The sequence below is a fragment of the Pseudoalteromonas sp. RWi3 genome (assembly GCF_054960735.1).
In genome coordinates, this window is sequence record NZ_JBHNYL010000001.1 from 437,051 (window position 1) to 462,002 (window position 24,952).

The 24,952-nt window shown below is 37.9% G+C and carries 17 protein-coding genes; 6 read left to right on the forward strand and 11 right to left on the reverse strand.

The annotated features are described in order from the left end of the window. Positions 1–29: 29 nt before the first annotated feature. Positions 30–356 (forward strand): ribonuclease E inhibitor RraB, encoded by a 327-nt coding sequence (locus tag ACFI4Z_RS01870; protein WP_462669091.1) that lies wholly within the window; start codon positions 30–32, stop codon positions 354–356. A 24-nt stretch (positions 357–380) separates the two neighbouring features. Here ACFI4Z_RS01870 and ACFI4Z_RS01875 read toward each other — a convergent pair whose 3' ends face one another. From ACFI4Z_RS01875 to ACFI4Z_RS01915, 9 genes are all read right to left on the reverse strand, one after another. Further along, on the reverse strand, positions 381–2,135 hold the full coding sequence (locus ACFI4Z_RS01875; RefSeq protein ID WP_462669092.1) for a DEAD/DEAH box helicase family protein: 1,755 nt from the start codon (positions 2,133–2,135) through the stop codon (positions 381–383). 64 nt (positions 2,136–2,199) lie between these two features. Continuing rightward, positions 2,200–2,502 carry an H-NS family nucleoid-associated regulatory protein gene (locus tag ACFI4Z_RS01880; RefSeq protein ID WP_099295866.1) on the reverse strand — a complete coding sequence of 101 codons (303 nt, stop codon included), beginning with the start codon at positions 2,500–2,502 and terminating at the stop codon, positions 2,200–2,202. Positions 2,503–2,590: 88 nt separating this feature from the next. Further along, positions 2,591–4,546: a response regulator gene (locus ACFI4Z_RS01885; RefSeq protein WP_462669093.1), complete on the reverse strand. Its 1,956-nt coding sequence runs from the start codon at positions 4,544–4,546 to the stop codon at positions 2,591–2,593. A 615-nt stretch (positions 4,547–5,161) separates the two neighbouring features. Next, on the reverse strand, positions 5,162–8,050 hold the full coding sequence (locus ACFI4Z_RS01890) for a TonB-dependent receptor domain-containing protein (RefSeq protein WP_462669094.1): 2,889 nt from the start codon (positions 8,048–8,050) through the stop codon (positions 5,162–5,164). Between the two features lie 524 nt (positions 8,051–8,574). Further along, positions 8,575–9,252, reverse strand: coding sequence for a 2OG-Fe(II) oxygenase (locus tag ACFI4Z_RS01895; RefSeq protein ID WP_462669095.1), 678 nt, complete (start codon positions 9,250–9,252; stop codon positions 8,575–8,577). Positions 9,253–9,337: 85 nt separating this feature from the next. Beyond that, positions 9,338–12,184, reverse strand: coding sequence for a TonB-dependent receptor domain-containing protein (locus ACFI4Z_RS01900; RefSeq protein WP_462669096.1), 2,847 nt, complete (start codon positions 12,182–12,184; stop codon positions 9,338–9,340). Between the two features lie 389 nt (positions 12,185–12,573). After that, positions 12,574–13,446, reverse strand: coding sequence for a class I SAM-dependent methyltransferase (locus ACFI4Z_RS01905; protein WP_462669097.1), 873 nt, complete (start codon positions 13,444–13,446; stop codon positions 12,574–12,576). Between the two features lie 69 nt (positions 13,447–13,515). Then, positions 13,516–16,131 carry a TonB-dependent receptor domain-containing protein gene (locus tag ACFI4Z_RS01910; RefSeq protein ID WP_462669098.1) on the reverse strand — a complete coding sequence of 872 codons (2,616 nt, stop codon included), beginning with the start codon at positions 16,129–16,131 and terminating at the stop codon, positions 13,516–13,518. A gap of 276 nt (positions 16,132–16,407) precedes the next feature. Next, positions 16,408–18,765: a DNA polymerase II gene (locus ACFI4Z_RS01915; protein WP_462669099.1), complete on the reverse strand. Its 2,358-nt coding sequence runs from the start codon at positions 18,763–18,765 to the stop codon at positions 16,408–16,410. 60 nt (positions 18,766–18,825) lie between these two features. Here ACFI4Z_RS01915 and dinG point away from each other — a divergent pair, with 60 nt between their 5' ends. From dinG to ACFI4Z_RS01940, 5 genes are all read left to right on the forward strand, one after another. Next, a complete protein-coding gene (dinG, locus tag ACFI4Z_RS01920) occupies positions 18,826–20,901 on the forward strand; it encodes an ATP-dependent DNA helicase DinG (protein WP_462669100.1) in 2,076 nt (691 codons plus the stop codon). Then, positions 20,901–21,677 (forward strand): sulfite exporter TauE/SafE family protein, encoded by a 777-nt coding sequence (locus tag ACFI4Z_RS01925; protein WP_462669101.1) that lies wholly within the window; start codon positions 20,901–20,903, stop codon positions 21,675–21,677. The genes dinG and ACFI4Z_RS01925 overlap by 1 nt, the downstream gene beginning before the upstream one ends. A gap of 1 nt (position 21,678) precedes the next feature. Further along, the gene (locus ACFI4Z_RS01930) at positions 21,679–22,287 is read left to right on the forward strand and encodes a primosomal replication protein (protein ID WP_462669102.1); all 609 of its coding nucleotides are present in this window, start codon (positions 21,679–21,681) and stop codon (positions 22,285–22,287) included. Positions 22,288–22,413: 126 nt separating this feature from the next. Beyond that, positions 22,414–22,680 carry a late competence development ComFB family protein gene (locus ACFI4Z_RS01935; protein ID WP_099295879.1) on the forward strand — a complete coding sequence of 89 codons (267 nt, stop codon included), beginning with the start codon at positions 22,414–22,416 and terminating at the stop codon, positions 22,678–22,680. Next, positions 22,677–22,835 (forward strand): DUF2496 domain-containing protein, encoded by a 159-nt coding sequence (locus ACFI4Z_RS01940; RefSeq protein WP_394191557.1) that lies wholly within the window; start codon positions 22,677–22,679, stop codon positions 22,833–22,835. Before ACFI4Z_RS01935 ends, ACFI4Z_RS01940 begins: the two co-directional genes overlap by 4 nt. Positions 22,836–22,863: 28 nt before the next feature. On the opposite strand, the gene ACFI4Z_RS01945 is transcribed toward ACFI4Z_RS01940, so the two are convergent. Continuing rightward, positions 22,864–23,898: an isoaspartyl peptidase/L-asparaginase family protein gene (locus tag ACFI4Z_RS01945; protein ID WP_462669103.1), complete on the reverse strand. Its 1,035-nt coding sequence runs from the start codon at positions 23,896–23,898 to the stop codon at positions 22,864–22,866. Between the two features lie 124 nt (positions 23,899–24,022). Continuing rightward, complete coding sequence (locus ACFI4Z_RS01950) at positions 24,023–24,727, reverse strand: SapC family protein (protein WP_135476175.1); 705 nt, start codon at positions 24,725–24,727, stop codon at positions 24,023–24,025. Positions 24,728–24,952: the final 225 nt, after the last annotated feature.

Consider the following 24,952-nt stretch of genomic DNA (forward strand, 5'->3'; position numbering starts at 1 on the left):
GAATTTGAGATAATATATAGAGCTTCTAAATGCAATTTCCTGATGACGACAATGGCCAATTACTTACTGAGATAGCTGATGCTGGTATTGATTTAGCACAAATGCACAAAATTGATTTTTATATTTTGTTTGAGCAAAAACCTGAAGCTGAACAATTTGCAAAAGCGATTAGTGAAGATGAATTAGCGCCAACAACACAACTTGTGCAATGTAAAGACACAGGTATCTGGGAAGTTATCACCCAAGTTCAAATGGTCCCTGAGCACACGTTACTCGGCCAAACAGAACAGTACTTAGAAAGTATCGCTAATGGTCACAAAGGCTATGGCGATGGCTGGGGACTAGAAAGCGAATAATCCCTGTTGGAACCAGTTAAGTAGTTAACGACTTAACTGGTTTGCTTTTCTGTAGTTACCTTTATAGTCGAATAATTTATCAGCGACTTTCCAGCCATACTTTTTACTTTTCCTGGCGATTACAAAATCAGGCGCAGTTAAGTTAAGCTCATCAGTAATTACTTCACTGGCCGTTTTATACTCAATTGGTAAACGCCCTTGGGAAGAGCGAACACCGAACTGTTTATTAAATATATAGCGGGCTTTCGAATTAGAGAAATCAAATATTTCATCGCAGCTTGCACCATCTTCATCAAAGTAGGTTAATTTAATAACACTGCTATTTGAGTTCAGCACTTGCACACTCAAGCCGCTACATCGCAATACTAATGCATCTTTTAAATTTAACGCTGCGCGTAATTTATCATCCGGATCAGCAATTGTTGCATCGCACGATTGACACACTCTCGCTGCAATATCATTTTGAGCACCGCACTGTTCACACTCTTTAAATCTAAAGCGATAATCACATTGTGATGAATCTGTTTCGTCTTCTAGCAAGCCTTGACAACGCCTACCAAAATGCTCGGAGACTTTTCCTTGTGAGTCTGTTTTACCCCAAAAGATATTAGCAAACCCACAGCCAGGGCAAAGTACTTGCACGGGTTCATTATCACTGTCGACTTTTTTATTCCCCACCTCAGGGTAAAATAAGTCAAACCCATTTCCGGCATAATCTACCACAAGGCAATCTTTCTTTCCTTCACTTAACCTTAACCCACGACCTACGATTTGTTGATACAAACTCACTGACTCTGTTGGACGTAGAATCGCTATAAAATCTACATGAGGTGCGTCAAACCCAGTTGTTAAAACAGACACATTTATTAAATACTTTATCCGTTTGGATTTAAAAGAGTGGATTATCTCATCGCGTTTTTGTGCGGGGGTATCACCTGTTATTAACGCACTATGTTGCTGAGGAAAATAACTTAATACCTCCTGCGCATGGCGTACAGTTGCGGCAAATACCATCACCCCTTTACGCGTTTCACTGAGCGTTAATACATTGCTACAAATAGACTGGGTGGCCCGTGTATTTTCTTTTAATAATGTATTTAAGTCATCTTGATTAAATCGGCCAAAACTATCACTTTTTAGGGATGAAAAATCATAATGACTTAATGCAGCATCAACTTCCTTTGGTGGTGTTAAAAACTGGTTTTTGATCATATAACGCAGTGGCAATTCAAATATACATTGTTTAAACGGACTTGCCTCACTGCCACGTACAAATCCATGATAATGCTTATGGTATATCCATCCTATTCCTAACCTGTAAGGCGTCGCTGTTAGGCCTAATACTTTAAGCTTTGGATTATTTTCTTTAAGTGTTTTTATTATTTTTAAATACTGACTGCTTTCATCATCACTCACACGGTGGCACTCATCAATAATGAGCAAAGAATAATGTTCATTTAATTGTGATAGGTTACGTGATAATGATTGCACACTAGCAAATGTGACTTGATGTGAAAGTGACTTTTGCTTTAACCCTGCTGAAAATATACTCGCTTGAAGTCCATAACTGGAATACTTTTCTGCATTTTGTTCAACTAACTCTTTAACATGTGCTAATACAAGAATTTTTTGTTTGGCAATACTAGCCAGCTCCGCAATAACTAGGCTTTTACCAGCCCCCGTTGGTAATACAATGACTGCTGCATTATCTGTTTTTCTAAAGTGAGCAACAGTACGCTCTACAGCCTCTTGTTGATAAGGCCTTAATATATAACTCATCGATACTACTTAAACAAAAAAGCCAATGAATTAATCATTGGCGTATTTATAGGCATATTTAATTTTATGCTAAATGATCTGTTAACTCTACACCTTGAAACGCTTTAGGGCGTTTACCACGGCCGGTCCACTCAACGATTTTACCTTCGTGTTCAATTCTGTATTTAGGTAACACTTTAGTGCGCTTATCACCAGCAACTTCTTGAAGATCTTCCAGTGTTAATCCTTTTTCTTTTAGTAAGTCGAGCACTTCTTGCTTAGCCTGTTGTTGCTCAGTGAACTTAACAATTGCATTATTAATTAATGACTGCGCTTTTTCTAACTCAGATAAACTAGCATTTTTAATAAATGAACGTATTTCTTTCATTTGACTCTCAAAAATAAATAAGGGTTTAGGGTATCAACTACAGTCCATTATAAGCATATTATTTATAATAATCTAAGCAGAAACTATTTTAAACTAACCAAGTCAGAACAACCTTATTTATTTGCACAAGGTTATTTACTAATTGGTATAACCGATCATCTATACGATTTTCAAATGAAATTAACGCCTCGCACTCTTCTATTTGCTGTGTAATTGCATTCATTTTAACCATGACTATTGACCCTTTAATTCGATGCAATATTTTCTGGCATATTGGAATGTTATTTTCTTCAATCGCCTTTTCCAGCGCTAATATATCTGCTTCTAATGTCTCATTAAAAATACGCGCCATCGTAACGGCATCGGCTTCAGAGCCGAACACCCCTACCCATTGAGATAAGTCTGGGACAATTATTTCATCATGAACTAACGATTCACTATCACGAGAGCCTAGGGCCGATGATTCAACCAAATCAGTTAATACCTCATACAAATCAGCAATGTCATACGGTTTAAACAGCACATGATTAATACCAACATTATTAGATAAAACTGATATATCTTTTGAGTTATCTGCTGTAAGGCCGATTATGGGTAAGTCTCTAATCGTTGTTAGCGCGTTCTGACGAATTTGCTTAGTAAGCTCAAAGCCGTCAATCACAGGCATTTGACAGTCAGTAATGAGGATATCAAATCTCTGTTCATTTAATTTTTCAAGTGCAATCTTACCGTTACAAACTATCGTTGCATCACACCCTAATTGTTCAAGCTGGTTTTTAATTAGAAATTGATTGACCTGATTATCTTCTGCAACTAACACTTTAAAGTTACAAGGCTGAAAAAGAGCCTTATTTGGCAAAGGTGAATCTGAGTGACAGAACAAGGTTGCGAATTTAACTTTACTAAATTGCGTTAACGGTATTTGAACTATTGATTCTGTATAATAATGAAACTGTTCGCCATTTCCTGCTACAACAATTGCTTTTCCTTTAAAATTAGCTATGTAGTCAAGCCACTTTTGACCATATTGCTGAACTAAATCGTCCAACATAAACACGATATTAGCCCCATCGTTCAATACGTCATTTATAGAGGATTGTTGGCATATTTTAAAGTTAATTAAGTTAAGAGTAAGGCCATCAACTAAAGCTTGATGATATCTGAATAGCAACCATGACTCTTGAGTCTTGATATCTCGATCTATCGATGGAGCCAAATTTTCATTCGATTCAGCAACAGTATTTACAAGGCCTAAGTCTATAAAAATCCCATGCCATAAACTGCTTTGTGATGGTTCGCTAAATGCAACATCTCTAATCGCAACAAACTTACATTGGCGTATTTTGCCCTTCGAGTTGTAACGAAATGAACACGTCAGTTTATTAGTATCGCTATCAATACTTTTAAAAGCACGGGCTATATTTACTCTATCTTCATCACAAATAGCAGGTGATATACACCCTGCTATTCCTTTTTTATTAACCGCACTCTCTGTTAAACCTAGCATTATCAATGCACCTGTTGATAACTCTAAAAAACGCCCTTCTCCATTTGGAAAATATTCAAACTGACAATTACCGTCTGAAAAAGCATTTAATAACGCTCTGCTCTCATCAAGTTTATTTTTATCACTTGTTAAATACCTACTACCAAGCTTCATATCATGAAAAAAAGTTATTACCCCAATAATCTCACCACATTCATTAAAGTAAGGCTGCTTAACACATTCTACCTTTTTGAGCATACCTTCGTTACTGGGGACATCTAATATGAAACTTATCGTTTTTCGAGTTTTAATAACCTCGTTATTATTGTTAATTACATGGCTATGTTTAGTTATGCCCTGTTTTAACCGCCCAGTAGATTGTTCCCACAAATTAGAAAACTCGTTCTTGCACATTGCATTTGAGAAAAACAGCCGGCCATCAAGAGTTTCAATAAAAATGGCTAATTGGATTGAGTTAACGAACTGCTCCATGTTAATACTAAAGCTTCCACTTAATTTACAATCAACTTTTTTAACCGGAAAAAACCTGCGTAACATAAAGGTAAACCAAATTAACTATCAGATACTTACATCAATATAACATGACCTTAAACAGAGTCCACATTCAGATTAATCAAATTTCAGTTCAAGAAAAAAGCCTAAAGCTTACAAAGCACATAATAAAACTTGCAAAATCTAAACTTCTAAAGCTTCTTGGTTATTTCAGAGAGGTTGGATTTTTCAAACTTAATATATAGCCATTTACATGTAAGTGGTATAACTGAGGCTTTAGTAACTTTAATAAAATTAGGCACCTATGCTTAACCATAAGTATTCGGTGGATATTCTCTAGAAAGGTACTGAATGGCTTTTATCAAACAAAACCTATATAAAACTTAAATTTCAAACAGTTAGGTTGTTTCAAAAAGTAAGGGAAATAAATAGTTTATTGTAATAATTAACGAGCTATACATGGAGAGAATATATATATGAAACAGTACTAGAAACATTAACGAATGATAAACTGTTTGTGGGGGAAATTAGATTTATCTTTGAGTCTTACATCACCGTAATAAATAGGCTACGTTCTAATCATGTCTAAGGTCTAAGCTACTGAACTTAAATAATACAAATAGAGCTCACTATGTGAGCTCTATTATTAACTACTGTGATTTAAAACCGGATATTAAAACCTACGTTAATTCTACGACCGTAAACATCATAGTATTCACCTTCGTCATAAGTACCTGGTCTTCTTGGAGGTGTAATGTCAAACAAGTTAGCAACACCTGCACGTAACTCAATCATATCGTTAACGTTATAACGAGCATTCAAGTTCCACTCTGTATAAGATGGTATATCGTTATAATCATTATTTTCTATTGTCCACTCTCTATCAAGAACTGTCGCATGGCGGTATTTACCAACCATACCAACATATAAGTCTTCATAAGTGTAGCCAATTGTTAAATTACCTTGCCAGCGTGGATATGCAACTTCACCAACAGTTGGTGTCATTTCATAACTATCACTTGAAACGTCGGTATTGAACTCTCTGTGCTCTAAGTAACTTGCAAGTAAGCGAACATCGAATAAACCAAACTCTGTTTCGTACTTATAATTACCTTCTAAATCAACACCCTTTAACGCATAAGATGCTAAGTTATAAGGCCCATTACGCACAAGTGCAATATCTAGAGTTGTAGGATCTCGGTCAACTAAAGCACATGCACTATTATCAAGGCTTGAAGCTTCATAACAGTCATTAACTACACGCTGCGCACCAAGTGAATTAATTGCGTCTTGAACATCAAAACTCCAATAATCAGCTATTAAAGTGATATTTTCTGTTGGCGTGTAAATTACACCAAATAAAGTATCATCTGATGTTTCTTCTTGTAAATCAGGGTTACCCGAGTTAACACTTGGTGGTGTAACCTGACGCCAATCCTCTGAAGGTCTCCAATCACCGTCTATAATACCTGGGTTAGGAATTCCCGCAGCTTTACAGTTAGCAATTATGTTCGCTTTTTTAGAGTCAGTTGCAGTTGCAATGCGTGTTTGGTCACATGGATCGCCATAAGAAGCGAATGACTGAGTACCTGCAGCGTATAACTGTGATAATGATGGAGCACGAACTGATTTAGATTTTGTACCACGGAAACGAAGTTGATCGTTCATTGCATAGTTGAAACCAACTTTCCAAGCAACATTGTCACCAACTGAAGAATAATCCATGTAACGTGCAGCAAGCTCTAAGCTTAGAGATTCAACTAGCGGCGCATCTACTAATAAAGGAATAGAAGTTTCGATACCGATTTCATCGACCGTAAATTCGCCATCCCAAGATTTAACAAAGTTACCGAAAACAAGATTATTTTGCATAGCTGCACCTGGCTCATTAGAACCAGTTTCTTTACGGTGCTCAGCACTTAGTGCAAAAGAAACACCACCAGCAGGCATTTCAAAAGCATAACCTGAAATAACACCACCAATTACTTGCTGCTGTTTAACCTTCGAAATTGAAGCTGAAGTTGTTACATAGTCTAATGCCTCTTGTGATGCACCATTCAAACCAAATAAGCTAAGTGGTTGACAACCATTTAATGCGCCCAGAAGTGACCCATCTGCATCACGGTCAGCACAACGAATTTCACCATCAACCATTACAGCATCTATGGCTTTATTGAAGTTGTCTTCAAAAAACTCACCATTCCATGTTGTGTCATTTTTGTTGCGGCCGTAACTAAAGTAAACTTCATAATCGTATTCTTCTAACAATAACCCTTGGAAAGAAAGAGTTGTATTGAATGAAGTGCGGTCATCTTCATAAGTACGGTTACCAAATCCTGATGCCAACTTATTAACTCTTATTGTATCGTCAGGGGCAAGTCCAGCATCGGCGAACTGCGCTTTTGCATCTGGATGCCAATAAGCATTGTCAACACGTAGTCTTTCAGCCAAGAAAATTGGGCTACTCTCTGCGTATGCACTTGCTTTAGAGAATGAAACCTCAAAATTCATTGCATGGTCGTCATGGTACTGATTTACAACGTTTGTGAATACATTGAAACGGTTAAGTGGTGTTGCCAAATCTCCGTGTTCTATAAATTTATAACCATTTGAAAATCCATCGCCAAAGTAACGACTTTGAGAGTTTGGAGCTGGTTGAGTCTTGCCTCCGATCGCAAAAGGAATTAGTTCCCCATTATCACCAAAAACATATTGACCGCCAGGTAAATATGCATCGCCTGCACGATCATATGCACCTAATGTTTGTAGCCCTTGATGAGTTGCATAGGTTCTTGCTGGAATACCATCCTTATCATCGACATTATCTGGATTTAGCATCGTATTGATTGGATTTCTAAGGAAATCTCGATCCTCTGACTCCAGCTGCTCTACCTCTGAATAAGATAAACTTGTGATGAAACTAGTTTGTTCGCCTTCACCACCAAAAGTGAATGAGAAAAATTCAGAACCCCCACCGTCTTGCTCTGGCATTGATTTTTTGTAGTTGAAATCCATAGTATCTTGAGACTTTTTCAAGATAATATTTACAACACCAGCTACAGCATCAGAACCATAAACCGCTGATGCACCACCGTGAACGATATCCATGCGCTCTATCATTTCTGTCGGAATACCGTTTAAATCAACCGCTGGATTATCAACAGATGCGCCTACATAGCGGCGTCCATTAACAAGCACAAGTGTACGACCTTGACCTAACTGACGTAAATCAGTTGTATTAATACCTGCACCAAAGATTGTGTTCGTAGTTGTTGTTGGAGCAGAGCCAACGCCTGAAGAAGGTAGTTTTTGTAATAAATCCGCTACGTTAGTAATACCTGCGTTAGTTAATTCAACGCCTGTTATAGTTGTAACAGGTGTTGGAGAAACTTCAGAAAAACGCTTAATACGAGAACCTGTAACTTCGATTCTCTCAACTTTATCTACGCCCTCTTCAGCGGCGATTGAGCTAGCTGAAAATGCAGCTGTTGACGCTGCACCAAAAGCGATCGCTAAGCGAACTGCTTTTGAAACTTTATTATTTAACATATGATTATTCCCTGGTCATATTTGAAATATGATTTTATTAGTTTTGGACCCAACGGTGTTGCTTAGTTAACATATTAGAAACTAAGTACCCCATTGAGATAAAATATATTAATATCAGGGACATCATTTGGTCAACAGTTTTTTAACTTGCGAGGTGTTTCGTTTACAAAAATAGATTGATTTCCAAGCTAACATTGAATGTAACCATATGTAAATCATGAACAAACTATTTTATAAAATATTTTGAATTATTAGGAGCAAACAACCAAAGCAGAATAAAAGGTTTATAACCATTCACATGCTGGTTCTATTTAAATTTACCACTAATTTAGGTACGAATTTTATAAACCTTCTGTCTAATACATTGAGAGATAACAAAGCGTATTTACGCGCCATTAGCGGGTCTATTGCAAGTGAAAAGCTCTACGCAGCTAGCTTTGAAAGTAGCCGCTAGAGATAAAGTTATTATCCAGAGTTTAAGTTAGATGCTCATTTTTAATTCAATTGTTCTCCAATAATTTAGCCTAACCTTTAAACCAACCCGTTAACGAATATCTTGGCCTCTGAGCAAAAGGTGTTATGTAACTAACTGAGTGAATTTTTTCTACGTTAAAGATTGTAATACTATTATATTCAGGTAAGAGAGAATTGGTAATACTTCCATTTTTATCCAAAAAATGCAGGGCTCCGCCCCAATCAGAATGCCAATATTCTGATAAGCTGATGACATAAGCATAGATTCGTTTTTCAATAACTGATATGTCATTATGTCGAGTTAAAAAATCTCCGTGTCTATATTCGGTTGCTTGACAATCTAAAGATTTAATTTTTTCATTGCTAGTTGATTCTAAAAAATTAATGAAGCTCTGGGAGTTTAAACATTCCAATAATTTTACGAAAACACTTGGACTGTCATCGTTTATATGACACCTACCATAGATGAACCCAACCCCCTGACTAGCAGATAACGCAATCTGATTATTCATTGATTGATAGTCATCTTTAGTAAACCCTTTCAATATATCTTTTGTCAACTCGATAGGCTTACCATTTAAAACAACCGCTTTATTAAAGCTCAACCCTTGTACATTTGTTTTCAATTCACTAGCAAAGGTAGCAGTTAGAAAATCTGGAATTCTCACTATACCGTTAGTTATCAACTTGTTTTTATACTTTTGACTTAAAGAGTTTGAAGAAATCATAGTCGTATACAGCTCTACTTAATGTAAAAAGCCAGTCTATAAAAATAGACTGGCTGATAGACGATTAAAACTTAACTATCAAAAGTTAAAAGTCTTGCTTGTAGTTCATAAACCAAGTACCGCCTGGAATATCATGTACAGAATAGAACGAATTAGCAAAAGGATTTAAAGCAACTGGTGGCTCTTTTCTAAATACATTTCTCATACCAACGCGGATGCTTCCATCCCAAGGTAATGAGTAACTTGCTGATAAATCGTGGTAAGTTACGCTACCAACACGATTTAAGCCACTAGGATTATCTTCGCTTGTAACATCACGCTGATTACAAAGTTCGCGTGTAGCAATACCATCCTCTAGGAAGGATTCTGGGATTGAACATGACTCAGTAATGTCACTACTGTAACGCATACCCCAAGTGACAGATAAATCATCGTATGTCCAAGTTGTATTGAATGTTCCTCTCCAGCGAAGAATGTCACTATCAATAGCAGCAACCTGATTATCTGCATCATTAATATTCTCATCGTTACCAGCTGAGCGATACTTATCTGTATATGAACCGTTTAATCGGAAAGCAAAGCTACCAAGTTCTTGAGTATCAAATCTGTAGTTAGCGTTGAAATCATAACCTTCTACCTCTAACTGAGCCAAGTTAAACTGAGAAGTACGTACAGTTGCAATTCTACCATCATCACGACGGTTGACAAAACCACAGAACTCGCTTTCACCTTGAACATAACAACGGTTTAACATGCCACCAGCAGAGATAGAGGATAATGCATCTTGAAGCTCAATCTTATACATGTCGATTGTAATATCAAAACCATCTAACCAACTAGGGTTGTATACAATACCAAACGTAGTTGTATTACCTTCTTCAGGTACTAGACCAGGGTTACCACCATTTAAGCTTCTTAATTGAGAAGTAGGCTGGACAGAACCACCTGCAGGTACACCATCTGCAACACAACGCGCTTGAGTGGCTTCAGACTGAAGTGGAAATTGTGTTGTATTACATGGATCTTGTGTTGAAGGGAAACCTTCACCACCACCTGAGAACAGGTTGTTTACTGATGGCGCTCGGAAAGTATCAGAGTAATTACCACGCAACATCAAGTCATCATATACACGCCATGTAAATCCTACCTTAAAGCTCTCATTGTCAAACTTTGAAGTTACTGGATCTATTCCTACAAAACCATCATTGGTAAAATCTGAAAAGCGGCCAGCAATGCTAACATCAAGGTTTTGTACGCCCGGAAGATCCGCAAGAAGTGGAATCGCAAGTTCAAAATACGACTCTTCTGCTGTTTGGCTACCGTTAGTTGGCTCTCTAAAGTTACTTGAGCTTAAGCCACTTGAAATAAGCGCATCAGGATTATCAACATAAGAATTTGTTCTCGTTTCATAACCAGCAGCAAAACCTAACCAACCAGCTGGAAGTTCAAATATCTCACCGCTGATATTTGCAGAGAAACTAGTTACACCAGTTTTAACCTGCTCATTTAATTCATAGCCGATGTAGTTAGCCATCTCTTCAGTGAAGCCCGTAACACCATTGAATAAATTAAGAGGAACACAGCCAGCAATTACAGCATCAGGTGTGCCACACTGAGCAATTCCGCTTTCAACAAAAGAAGGACCAACAGCATTTCTTAGATTTTGTAGGTTAACATAGTTTTCACCGTGGGTTGTTCTGCTTGAGTCGCCGCGAGACATAGCAACATCCCAGAAGAATGTACGGTCAGCCGCTTCAAATTCACCTTCGAATCCCCCTGTGATGAAGTAAGTATCATAATCTTGGTTGCTAGTACGTGGCCCTATTGGTAAAGTTCTAAAACCAAATGCAGATAACTCTTCGCCAAATGGATTGTAGTGGTTATCAGCGCTATATGGAATTTCCCATTGTGGTCCAGAGAAACCAGCTGTAATTGGTACCGCAGCAATCTGAGTTACAGATTTGCGTTGATTGTATGTGAAGTCAATGAAAGCACGTAACTCGTCAGTAAATTCATGGTTTGCCTTTGCAAAAATATTCAATCTATCCGAAGGTGTTTTAAGGTAGTTTGTTGGAGCATAATTGTACCTGTGCTTGGTACCAAACGACTCAAAGTCGTCAGCCGTGCGCATACCCGCACCTTCTTTTTCGGGGTCTAAAGACTTAAACCCATCAGATGTATTAAATATACCATTAAGACCGAAAGCACTACCGCGAGCCTGTGGGATATATGCTACTGGATATTTTGAAAGTTCTCGATCACCGGCGCCAATTTCTTTTTCTTCAGACTTTGAAATATTTAAGAATAATGAAGTTTTATCTTTAACAGTACCAATTGAGATACCTGCTTGTTGGTATTCTCCATCACCTTCGAAATTAGCGCCTATGCTTGCATCTAGGCTCAAGCCTTCAAAGCCTGATTTAGTAATAATATTTACAACACCAGCAATGGCATCAGAACCGTATACCGCTGAAGCACCATCTGCAAGGATGTCTACTCTTTCAACAATAGCAATAGGTATTTGTGAAATATCAACCTGACCACCACCAAGAGCAAGAAAACGACGGCCATCAACCAGAACTAATGTACGGTTATCGCCTAAGTTACGTAGCGAAATAGTTTGAGATCCATCATTCGCATTTGTATTGTTTGTTAACTGAGTTAAACCAGATAAATCAGCTTGTGCAACAGTTTGTAAAAGTTCACCAACACTTTGCACACCTGAAGATTCAATCTGTACTCTGCCGATTGACGTTACAGGTGAAGCGCCTTCCATATCAGCTCTTTTGATTCGTGAGCCTGTAACTTCGATTCTCTCAACTTTTTCAGCGCCTTCTTCAGCAGCGATTGAGCTCGCTGAAAATGCAGCTGTTGATGCTGCACCGAAAGCAATCGCTAAGCGAACTGCTTTTGAAACTTTATTATTTAACATTTGATTATTCCCTGGTCATATTTGAAATATGATTTTATTAGTTTTAGACCCCAAAAGAGCTACTTAGTTAACATAATAACAACTAAGTACCCCATTGCGAGAAAATATACTAATATCAGGAACACCACTTGGTCAACATTTTTTTAACTTTAGCGATAACTCATTTACAAAAAAAACCTTGCGCAGTGTTAAACAAACGTAATAAATATAAATTTTGTGAAAGCCATAGGGAGAGCGAAAGCAACCAAAAATCAACCAGATTTCATGTGAAACAGTTATTATTAGCATTTGGGTAAAAGCCCAGGAATTTTAAAACCAAACAATCAAAACAATTAACAACTTTATTCAACGTGCTTTAAATTTTTTAGCCTAGCAATATAAAAGTAATTTTAAAGCTTATAACCTTGATAAAGTGTTCCAATATACTGTTTGTTTTTATCGATTAACTTTACAGAAGATGATGATAAATTATATTCATTTAAGTAACCTAAAATTTCACTACTATTTTTTGCTGCATGTTCTAAATCAGTCAGTCTATATATTAACCCTTCAAGTTCTTTATTGAATAAAGAGTAGGCTTTATCTAAGTCGATTTTTCTATTAGTTAAAACAAACTCGTAAAAACTTGGAAATAATGTTGCATTGAATGCGTAGGGGTTTATTTTGTTTTCTTCTTTTATCAAAAGTTCTATCGAATCATTTTTTTCACCTAATATTTCATCATTTTTTTTGATGCATGTTATTAGCTGATAAAGCTCATTTAAAAACGTGCTTCGAACTCGTTTTGCTGAAGCTAATATATCTATATTTGGAGCAACGATATCAGAGTCTTTTTCGTGACAAATGAACTGATAACTCCCCCCTTTTTTCAAAACTCTGCCACACTCTTTAATACTGGCATGAAGCTCACTATATTCAATTGCAAACTGTGATACTACTGCATCAAAAAATTCATTTTTGAATGAAAGGTTTTCTGCGCTCGTGTTAGAAATAAATGTACCTGGTAAGTTTTTTATAATGTCTTCTTTTAATTGCGCTTGATCGACTGCAAAAAATGTAAAATTATGCCCACGAGAATTATTTATTAAATCAATTAATGCTCCATTACCTGTACCTATGTCTAAAATTTTAGCATCTTCATTTAATGTATTAGAAAAATTTCCCCAACACTCTTTAAGTTTGCCTGAGTAATTTGTTTTTATATCTTCACCAAAAGAAGTTATATAACCCTGTGCCCAATACTCGCTCCAATAATCTTTCATAAACCCTTCTTACTGACATGAAAAAGGGCTGAATAATCAGCCCTTATGTATTTTTAAGTTTATTTAAACTTAGAAACTAATAGTGTAGTTCACACGGTAGTCACGACCAAAGTTGTTGTACAAGTCTTGGTTATCCCATGTACCTGCTGAAGAAAGAACTGGATCTTCATCAGTTAAGTTATTGATTGTGAAAGTAACTGAACCGTATTCACCTGCAAAATAGCTGTAAGTTAAGTTGTGAATCAACCAGCTGTCAAGCTTACCTTCTTGCTCGTAGTAACCATCACCGTCTCTATCGATCTCTGTCTCAGTTGTGCTATCTGTGTAAGTAGAGTTCCAAGATACTGAGTGATCTTCATAAGACCAAGAAACAGTCGCTACAGACTTAAGCTCTGGTTGACCTGACCAACCTGTAGTATTTTGAACCGTACCACCTACTTCAGAATCATACGCAAGTACAAAGCTGTTAACATTGCTGAAACGTAAATCACCGAATGCTGTTTCAAGGTTAGCATTGATTGTGAAATCGATACCTTCAATTTCGAAACCAGCACCGTTAAAGTATGAAGTACCCGCTTCAATTAGCGTACCAGATGCAGCACGCTTCAAGTAGAAAGTTTCGTTTGAAGTATCTGTATCAGGTGAAACCGCTGAAATTAGACCAGCAGCTTCGTCTGAAAGAAGACCTTGTAAAGACTTAGACTGAATTACGTTTTCAACAGAAAGTTGGAAGTAATCAAGCTTAAAGCTCACATTGTCATTCACATCCCATGCTACACCTAAGTTAGTGTAATCAGACGTTTCTGCATCTAGACCAGAGTTTTGTGTGTAATAAGTATCATACTGACGTGATGTTGTTGCACCATTAGCGTAATCGATTGCTGATTCAGCAGAGAAAGTACGTGCAGCATTTAGCAAGTCAAGACCTGGCGCACGGAATGATTCTGAGTAAGAACCACGAACCACTACACCTTCCATAGCTTCCCAACGAGCTGAAAGAGCAGGTGCAATGTTATCACCAAAATCTGAATAATCATCGTAACGTGCTTTAACGTTAAGCTCTACAGTCTCAGTTACAGGTAATACTGTTTCAAAGAATACAGCTGTTACATCACGTAAACCTTCAGAAGAGTTACCTGCTGAACCACCGATACGGCCTGCTTCAGACTGACCATCATAGATATCAGCATAAGTTTGCTCAAAGTACTCTGCACCCACATAGTGAGATACTGTACCGCCAGATAATTCACCTAAATCGAAACCGATACCAGCAAATACTTGGTCGAATGTAGAAGAAGACTCTTGAAGAGTCGTTGCTTTCATGTTCGCAACACCTTCTTCAGAACCTAAATCAATACCATTTTGTTGGTTGTAAGCAAGACCTGAATAAGAAAGGTAGTATTGACCTACAGACTTATTATCAGCCTTGTTGCGGTGATAATATACTTCCCAAGAAGCATTATTCCAATCAAGGAAACCACGAAGACCTGCTGTTAAATCTAGGTTGTAGTCATCAACGTTACCATCACGCGTACCGATATCTACCCAACGGAAGTAACCAGTTGTTTCCTCACCATATGGGTTGTGCTCATTATCAGCAGCCATTCCACGCCAAGGTGCAGCAGGTGGTGCATAACGACCGAATGAAGAGTTTTGTACAAACATTGCTTGACCAAAGAACTCTACATTTTCAGATAACTCATAGTTAGAGCTAACATATAATGTGTTACGGTCGATTGAAGCGGTGTTGTATGATACGTTACCGAACGCATACATACAGTACTCAGAGCCTGGGCCCCAATCTTCATTTGCATCAACACGGCGGAACGTATCTTCACCATATTCTGCAATTAAGTCATCACATTTTAGTGAAGCTGAAGCTGTAGCAAAATCAGGTGAAGCAATAGTAGCACCATAGATTGACCAACCTACAGTATCACCTGAATACGCTTCAATATCGCCGTCACCGTCTAAATCGCCGATTTGCGCTTTAGTATAATCACGCGCGCCGTCACTAATACCTTTACGTTTTTGGTGATCGAATGAAAAGGTAATATTACCTTTGTCGCTAGAAACACCACCCACTACTGAGAACTCAGATGAAGTTGTGCCTTCATCTTGGTCACGGTGACCAGCGCCAACGTTGAAAGTTAAACCTTCAAAGTTGTCTTTAAGGATTACGTTAACAACACCTGCCATTGCATCTGAACCATAGATTGAAGAAGCACCTTCAGTCATGATATCGATACGTTCAACAGCTGCCATTGGGATAGCATTAAGGTTAGCAGATGCACCACCAAGAGTTGGTGAACCTGGGAAACGACGGCCATTAAGAAGTACAAGAGTACGACGAGAACCAGCACCACGAAGGTTGATAGTTGCTTGTGACTGCGCTGAGCTACCAGAACGCTCAGAGAATGAACCGAAAGAGTTTAATGAACTAGAACGTAAAGCATCAGCAACTGTGAAGTCACCTTCCATCTTTATGTCTTGCGCTGTGATTGAAATTACTGGTGAAGCGCCTTCAAGGTCGGTACGTTTGATACGTGAACCCGTTACCTGGATACGTTCAACTTTTTCTGCACCCTCTTCAGCAGCCATTGTATTCGCTGAAAAGGCAGCAGTTGAAACTGCACCAAAAGCAATCGCTAAGCGAACAGCTTTTGAAACTTTATTATTTAACATTTGATTCTCCCTGGACCACTATATTGCGGTTATTTTTATTTAGCTTTTGTAAACGATTGCGAACATAACGTTGCAATCACACAAAGATACTAAACAAAAAAAACACGACTGCCAACATCTGTTCACGAATAATTAAACTAATTTAAGCAATTAATCCAAAAAATGCATCAAACAGGTACAAATACACTTATTTAAGGGACAATTGTAACTGGTAATTTATTTAAATTGTTATGCTTTGTTTTATTTGCGGGAACTTAGTTTCTTTTTCAGCAACAATCAGAATAGGTCTAACTGGCTCTTTTTTGTACTTTGAAAGTCTAACTTTAATGGTTGAAGTATCATTTGAGCGATAGGTTTTATTTGTTTTTCGACATACACTGCATAATCAAACTTGTTGCCAATTTGGTGTAACTGCGCCCCGTTATTTGTATATACATATTCAACAACCTGTCCCATTGCTATTTCAAATTCAGGGTTGTTAGCTTGATATTTTTTTAAAGCTTGTACGTGAGGTGGGATGTTTTTTTGGTACTCTGATAAATGTTGCCCTAGGCGTTTACGGTAGATTAACTTACTATCGAACTCGCCAGCATGTAACCGTTCGATATAACTTTCGATAACCGTTGTTAAATTTGTGGCGTCAAAGTTATCTTTAAATAACAATTCAAAAAGCGCTACCTGAAATTCTTGTGCAAGCTGTGTCCAGTCACTACGTACGGTTTCCATACCTTTGAATACCAGCTTTTTATCCCCATCATTATCAACTTGGCCCACATAGCGCTTTTTTGAACCCGTTGTTTTGCCGCGTATAGTAGGCATAAAAAAGGGGCTATAGTGAGTTTCAAATTCTATTTCTAAATAACTTTCTAAATCAAATCGATTTTTTATTTCTTCTTGCCATTTTTTATTTATGATATGCGCTAGACGGTTCCCTTCCTGCTTACATTGCTGTGCAGTCATTGCTTCATCTAGACAGACAAAGGTCGAGTCTGTGTCGCCATAAATAACTGTGTGACCCAGTTCTTCGAGCCATTTACGTGTCGTTTGCATGATCTCATGGCCGCGAAGGGTAATTGAACTCGATAAACGCGGATCATAAAATCGACAGCCTTTTGAACCGAGCACACCATAAAGACTGTTCATTATAATTTTAATCGCCTGAGATAGCATAGGTTGGTCGGTCTCTTTAGCATGTTGGCGAGACGCAGCAAGCTCTTTGATTAAGTTTGGTAAATGATGTTGCTCTTTTGAAAAGTAAGCTTCATAAAACCCAGGGATAGCATCACTCACATTACCAAGCCCTTTAATTAAGCCCAGTGGATCAATACAAAAGGTACGCATAATAGAAGGGTATAGACTTTTAAAATCTAAAACCAATACGTTTTTGTAAAGCCCCGGTGTTGATTCCATAACATAACCACCAGGGCTTTCAAACGTTAAACCATGCTCACCTAAATTAGGTGCAACATATCCACTCCGGTGAAGTAAAGGTAAGTACAAGTTTGTAAACGCAGCCACGGAGCCACCCATCCGCTCAAGCTCTAAGCCTGTTAATTCAGTACGAACAACGGCAAACTCTATAAGTTTAAGCTTATCGAATATTCGATTGACTAAAACGCAGTCTTGTCGGTTATAGGCTGCAAGTGCTAACTTATCTTCATTATATTGACGAATAATTTCACTTAAACGGTTATTGCTTTTTATCAGTTTTTCTTCACCTAATACTTTGTGACTCACGTTTGCAAGCGAAAAACTATCATAGTGGTACGTTGCATTTTTTAACGTATCGATTCCATCAATGACGCAACGACCCGGTAATGTTAATCGCGTAAAATGACCTTCCTTTACAAAAAGAGGTGAATGATCTCTTCCTATTAATAGCTTTATTCCAAGTTCTTCAGCGCGCTTATAAAGTAAAGTAAAATCAAATTCGATGACATTCCAGCCAATCAGGATATCGGGATCCACTTTTAAGATAATCGCTTGAAGCTGGTTAAGTAAATCGAGCTCATCATGACACCACACAATTGGCTGATTCGATGCCATAGGCTCGCCAATCATCAGTACACAATCTATGTCATCACCCACCAGGCCGATTGAAAAAAGCACTCCTTCCCCACTGCACTCTATATCTAACGATAAACGCTTAAATGAGGGTATATAGTTATCCCCTGCCTTTATTTGCGCATAATTAATTTGAATGTAACCTTGCTTTTGTGTGACCTCTCCAGTGACATAAACACTGCCACGAATAAAGCGCTCCATCAAAAAACGGTCAGAGTGACGAATATCTGCTTCATATATTGAGATTGACTGCTCAAGTAGAGTACGTGCTTGATATAATGTTTGAGTTGAAGAAAAATAACAGGCGAGGCATTCTTCTGAGTCAAAGTGGTGTATTGATACCTCTTTTATGTCGAATGGGATTGCAGCTGATTTTAATAAAGCGTTTGCTTTTTCAAAATCTGAGGCGCGTATAAAAAACAAAGCCGATTGATTAGGTATTAACACTTTTATCGGGCCAACATCGCTAGACAGCCAATAACACAGAGTAATGCCTTCTTGGGGGTTATACTTGTTAGAAGAGTATTGTTGCCTTGAAAGTATAAAGCCTTGATAGATTGCTTGTGTCAATGTCCGATCCCAATTAATATATAGCACTGTAATTATATACATACTTTAGGTTATTCACCCATGCTTTCTGATCCATTAAAAGCCACCATACGAAAAATTCATAAGCATGTGGCCGATAACCTGAGTGATTACCGTCCTCGTAGCAGCCAAAACTACTTAGTCGCTGAAATTGCGAAAACACTTGCAGGCGAATACCATAAACAACAACGTATTTGTGTCATTGAAGCAGGTACTGGTACGGGTAAATCACTCGCTTATTGCCTAGGCGCTTTGCCTTTGGCACTTGCACAAAAAAAGAAACTTGTTATTTCAACCGCAACAGTTGCATTGCAAGAGCAGCTTATAAGTAAAGAGCTGCCGTTTTTTAAAACCCATTCAGGGCTTGATTTTAAGTTTGATTTAGTTAAAGGGCGCCAACGCTATATATGCGTACATAAGCTACACAATGCTATAAATGGTGATAGCCAAACACAAATGGAGTTTATGCCTACACTGAGCTCTCCTTTGAGTCCGATGGAAACAAAGTGCCTAAAACAACTTTATGATGCTTATACTAATAAAAAGTGGCAAGGCGATAGAGATAGCTGGGCTGATACTATTCCTGATCGTGTATGGGGGCTAATTGCCTGTGATAAGCATGCCTGTCAAAGACAAATGAAAGCACATCAAACTTGTCCATTTCAACTAGCTCGTCAACGATTAATGCAAATGGATGTTTTGGTTATTAATCACTCCTTATTACTAGCAGATCTTGATTTAGGCGGCGGTAAAATTTTACCCGAGCCGGATAACACCATTTATGTTATTGACGAAGCTCATCATTTAGCGCATATAACACGAGATTTTTCTTCTGCGGCAGCCACTATCAAAGGCACCATTGACTGGTTAGACAAACTCACAAAATTCAGTGGGAAAATGGCAAAAGTTTTAGTAGGTCAAAAAGCCATAGGGCAAAACTTTAAATTATGTGACAGCGTGAACGATGCTACTAAAGACTTAAAAATAGTTCGTGACATATTAGACAAAGCCGATTTTAACTACTCTAAAGATGACACGTATCGTTTTGAACATGGTGAGATCCCCGATTCTTTATACAACAAAGCCAAAGACATCAGCGAAGCGACTCTAGATGCTCTTCGTTGTTTAAATAAAATGCACGACACATTAGTGCAAGATGTAAGCGATGGTGATATAAAACCCTATGTAGCCGATCCTATACTGGGTGAAAGTGGTCATTACATAAATCGGTTAGAACAACTTAATAAGCTTTGGTTTAGTTATGCTAATAAAGGTGAAGCAATTCCCCATGCACGTTGGATAAAACGGCTAGAGTATAAAAACCATCATGATCATCTATTAAGTGACTGTCCCATCGAAGTGGGTTATTACTTAAAAGATAAACTTTGGCGACAATGTGCGGGTGCGGTTTTATGCTCTGCAACATTAACCGCACTGGGGTCATTTGATCATTTTGCATACGAAAGCGGATTAGCCAAAGAAGAAGGCGTTAAATACCTCAAAGTGCCCTCACCTTTTGATTATCCGAATCAAGCTACATTACATATTCCAAAATCGACTATTGAACCTACCGATAAAGATTTTAGTGATCATTTAGCCTCTGTGCTGCCCAAACACTTAAATAAACAACAAGCTAATTTAGTGCTATTTGCATCGTATTGGCAGATGGATCATGTAGTCAAAGCATTGCGCTTAAAGAACATAGATATTTTAGTACAAGGGGAAATGTCTCGAGAAGCGCTTTTGAAAAAACATAATAAAAACATAGAGCAAGGGAAAGGTAGCATATTATTTGGCACACAAAGTTTATCCGAAGGGCTCGATCTACCCGGTAAATATCTTGAAAACCTCGTGATAACTAAAATTCCCTTCGCCGTGCCAACCTCACCGATAGAAGAAGCTCAAGCTGAGTTTGTGCAAAGTAAGGGTGGAAACCCATTTTTATCAATCACTGTGCCTGATGCAGCAAAGAAATTAGTACAAAGCTGTGGTAGACTGCTACGAAAAGAAAACGATCAGGGACGAATCACAATTCTTGATCGCCGATTAGTTACCAAGCGATATGGAAAAGCTATGCTTGATACGCTTCCACCTTTTAAAAGACAAATAGACTATTAATGTTTGAACTTGCACTAGACCCAACAACATGGGCACTCCTTTGCGCTGTGGCACTGGCCGCAGGTTTCATTGATGCCATAGCTGGCGGCGGCGGTATGTTAACCGTACCCGCATTATTAACAGCCGGATTGCCACCCCATTTGACTCTAGGCACAAATAAATTAGCCGCAAGCTTTGGCTCACTTACCGCAAGCGTAACGTATTTTCGTAAACAACTATTTAATCCACGTTTTTGGGCCGCTTCAATCATAGCTACGGGTTTGGGTGCATTAATTGGCACACTTGTTGTTGACTACCTAAGTATCGAATTTTTAAATAAACTCTTACCCGTTGTTATTATTGTTGTAGCTTGTTACAGCTTGTTCGGTAACCTCAGCACGACTGAAGAGCATGCATTACCTCCACTTAATCGCTCAACAAAGGTTAAGCAATGGCTGCAAGGCTTAAGTTTAGGTTTTTTTGACGGACTAGCAGGACCAGGTGCAGGTACTTTTTGGACTGCATCAAACAGCTTACTTTATAGAATGAGCTTACTGTTAAACTGTGGTTTAGCGCGTTCCATGAATTTTGTTTCAAACTTTGTGTCATTAATCACCTTTGTTGCACTGGGTCATGTTAACTTTATATTAGGTGTCACAATGGGGCTGTTTCTGATGTTAGGTGCATGGTTAGGAGCTCACTCTGCAATTCGCTTTGGTAGTAAGTTTATCAAGCCCGTTTTTAATACAGTTGTGATTATTTTAGCGCTTAAATTAATTTATGAGGCATATTTGTAATATGCAATCAATCGCGTTTGAAAAACTTTGTCAGCAAGTAAATACACTCAAGCAACAAGCTATCAAGTTTGATAATGCTAAGTTACTTACTAAAAACCGTTATATGCAAGCTCAACCAAGTTTATTTGACCGTCGTGTTTTTTCAACTAAAAGCTTAAATTTGGTTGATTACGTGATTGAAATAGAAGATGAAATAGCAAAGCTACCTCCAGCAGAACATCGCCACGCCTACAATTATGCCCTTGAACGTATTGGCAACCAAGTAGAGGCTGTATTTAATGTTATTAAATCAACACCTATCTGGGCTAAAGAAAATAAAAATACATTTAAACCCCGCAATAAAGCAAAAGTTTTTCAGCAAACGGCAAAAAAAATCATGCAACCAATTCATGAGCTTTACGATGAATTAAAACAAAATCATGAGTTCGAGCGAAGGCTATTATTAATGATAGAAGAACGTAAGCTAAAAATGCAAAATGTCGGACCCGCAAAAGCTTCTGAATTGAATTTAGAAATATTAACCTTACACGGCCGCTTGGGCCGGTGTAGAAAGGCAATATCGGCCACTGAAGAAAAAATCCAACTTGTTGAAAAAAAACAACTACGCTAATTACCCTTCTAACACTTAATATTTGAATAACCCATAATTTCATGCTCGATTTTGCAGCAGATATTCGATTTATTTAACACCTTAGTATAAACTAAAATCAATGATATAAACTAAGCGAGTAAAGCCGTGAGACTCCATGATGATATACATAACTACTTTGAAAAAATAGTGGTTGAAGAAATAATTAAGCGAAAGTTAGATAAGCAATATGACGATGATACAATGGCGGATTTCTGTTGTACTGTGTTAAATCAGTTAACACCGCGATATATTCGTTTTGACGTTGATATGGCTTTTTATTTGCCACAAGACGAGCGAATTCACATGGAAAACCAAGTTAACATTGCAATAGATGTTGCCATCAGCCAAATCGCAAAAAAAGGAAAAGTATGAGCCAAACACTTGAACAAGCACCTACCCATATCAAACTAGCCGTTGATCTCATTCAATTATTAGAAGAAAACAATGTTAAACCAGAAGATGTGTTAAAAGCATTAGAGATTATTAAGGGTGATTACACAAATAAACTGACTGCATCACCCACATAAATTAGGCGCTTTCATTTTTTTAAAATGATTACTCCCCTTTAAATATACCAACGTAAGTAGCTTGCGTGTTTGATTTGCTTGCTCTATACATACCTGAGGTATTAAACGGCATACTCATATTCCCTTCCCTATCAACAATAATCACACCACCCGTACCACCTATTGGTTTAAGCACGCCGTTGATAACCTCATCGCCTGCTTGTGAAATTGTTCTACCTTGGTATTTTACACGAGCACAAACATCTGCGGCCACTGTATAACGAATGAAGTATTCGCCATGGCCCGTTGCTGACACCGCACAAGACTCGTTTTCAGCAAATGTACCGGCACCAATAATAGGCGCATCACCAATACGACCAAAGCGTTTTGCTGTCATGCCACCCGTTGAAGTACCCGCCGCTAAATTGCCATTTTTATCAAGTGCAACAGCCCCTACGGTGCCCATTTTAAAATTCACGGGCAGTGCTGAGTGAGCTGCTTGGTAATCCTTACTTGTTTGCTTTGCTTTATCGAGCTTTTCTTTGGCTTTTAATAAAGATTTATACCGATTTTCTGTATCGAATAGAGTGTTTTCAACTAACGGGACACCGTTTTTTTTTGCAAATTCCTCAGCACCTTCACCGCTAAGCATTACGTGGACTGATTGTTCCATCACTAAGCGGGCCAAGTTAATAGGGTTCTCAATGTGCTTAACACCTGAAATAGCACCTGCTTGGCGGTTACGTCCATCCATAATTGACGCATCTAACTCATGGTTGCCATCATATGTGTAAACAGCGCCACGACCAGCATTGAAATAAGGGGAATTTTCTAAAACATTTATAGCAGCTGTAATGGCATCTAGACTTTCTCCACCTCGTTCAAGCACTTTATAACCTTTCTCTACTGCCTCTTTGAGTTTAGCTCTGTATGCTTTTTCTTGCTCTGGTGTAAACCTGCTCTTTTCGATAGTGCCTGCACCGCCATGGATAGCGATTGCGAATGGTTTTGTATTGGCAAACAATTGTGGAGTAACAATAAGCGAGGTAACGCTTATTAAACTAGCTAAAACTAATTTATTCATGTTTTTCTATTTAGTTTATTCAATGTGATACTACTGTGTTTAAAATCACCTCCTATTACAACCTTTACCAGATAAAGCGCATAAAAAAAGCGCCTAGTGGCGCTTTTTCGTCATACATGCTTAATTAAGCTTGTTGAGCTTTTAAGCGTGCTAAACGTGCTACTTGATGAGTAGACGTTAAGAACGAATACATTGGTGCTAAATAACCACGTTTACGAAGATCTAAAAAGTCTTCATCGCTTAGTTCATTAAGTTTTTTCTCATCAATAAGGTAAATCCCATTGATGTCTTTTTTCTCGCCTTTAATATCAACTGTTAGTGTCTGTGCAACTAACAGTTCTTTATCAGCTAAAAACTTAGTGAACGCTTCTGTTACTTGAGAAAATTCAATAAAAGATACTAATGCTTCTTTACGACGCTTAAGATAGTCAGTTTCTTCACCGTTTTCGAATAAAGCACTACCTTGCTCTTCACCAACTAGCGGGCTTGCTTCATCAATCACGATACCGTATTGATCTTCTTGCGGGTGTTTAACCAAACCAAGTGGGTAACGCGTTGTAGCCATTGGTGCATAAGCTGCTGTCCATTTACCGTCTTGAACAAATAAATTTTCACCTGGCTCTAAACCAAACATAGCAACGGCTTGAAACTGACCCGTTTCGTTATTTTTTACGAAAGACATTGGAAATTCGTTTGCTACACGTGCAAACTCATGTGCAACAACAGGCACTAAATGTTGTGATTTTAAAAATTCTACGTTGATGCCATTTTGAATTTTAGTGTTGGCATGTTTTTCGTTGTGTAAAGGCTGTACTTGTTGCTCCGCCATGTTACTGCTCCATTAATTTATAAGTTATGATTTTTGCTGTTAGTACCCTAAGGCTAAAGGTTTTGGTTGCAAAAAGGAAGTGAAAATTTTGTGGCAATTTGTACAATTTAAATCAAAGAATAGCAAAGGTCTTTTATGCAAATAAATGATGGTTCAAAAATTAATCTACGCGTAAACCTTTACCATTACATAATAGTAAAATTTTGTTAATATATTCAGTAGTTT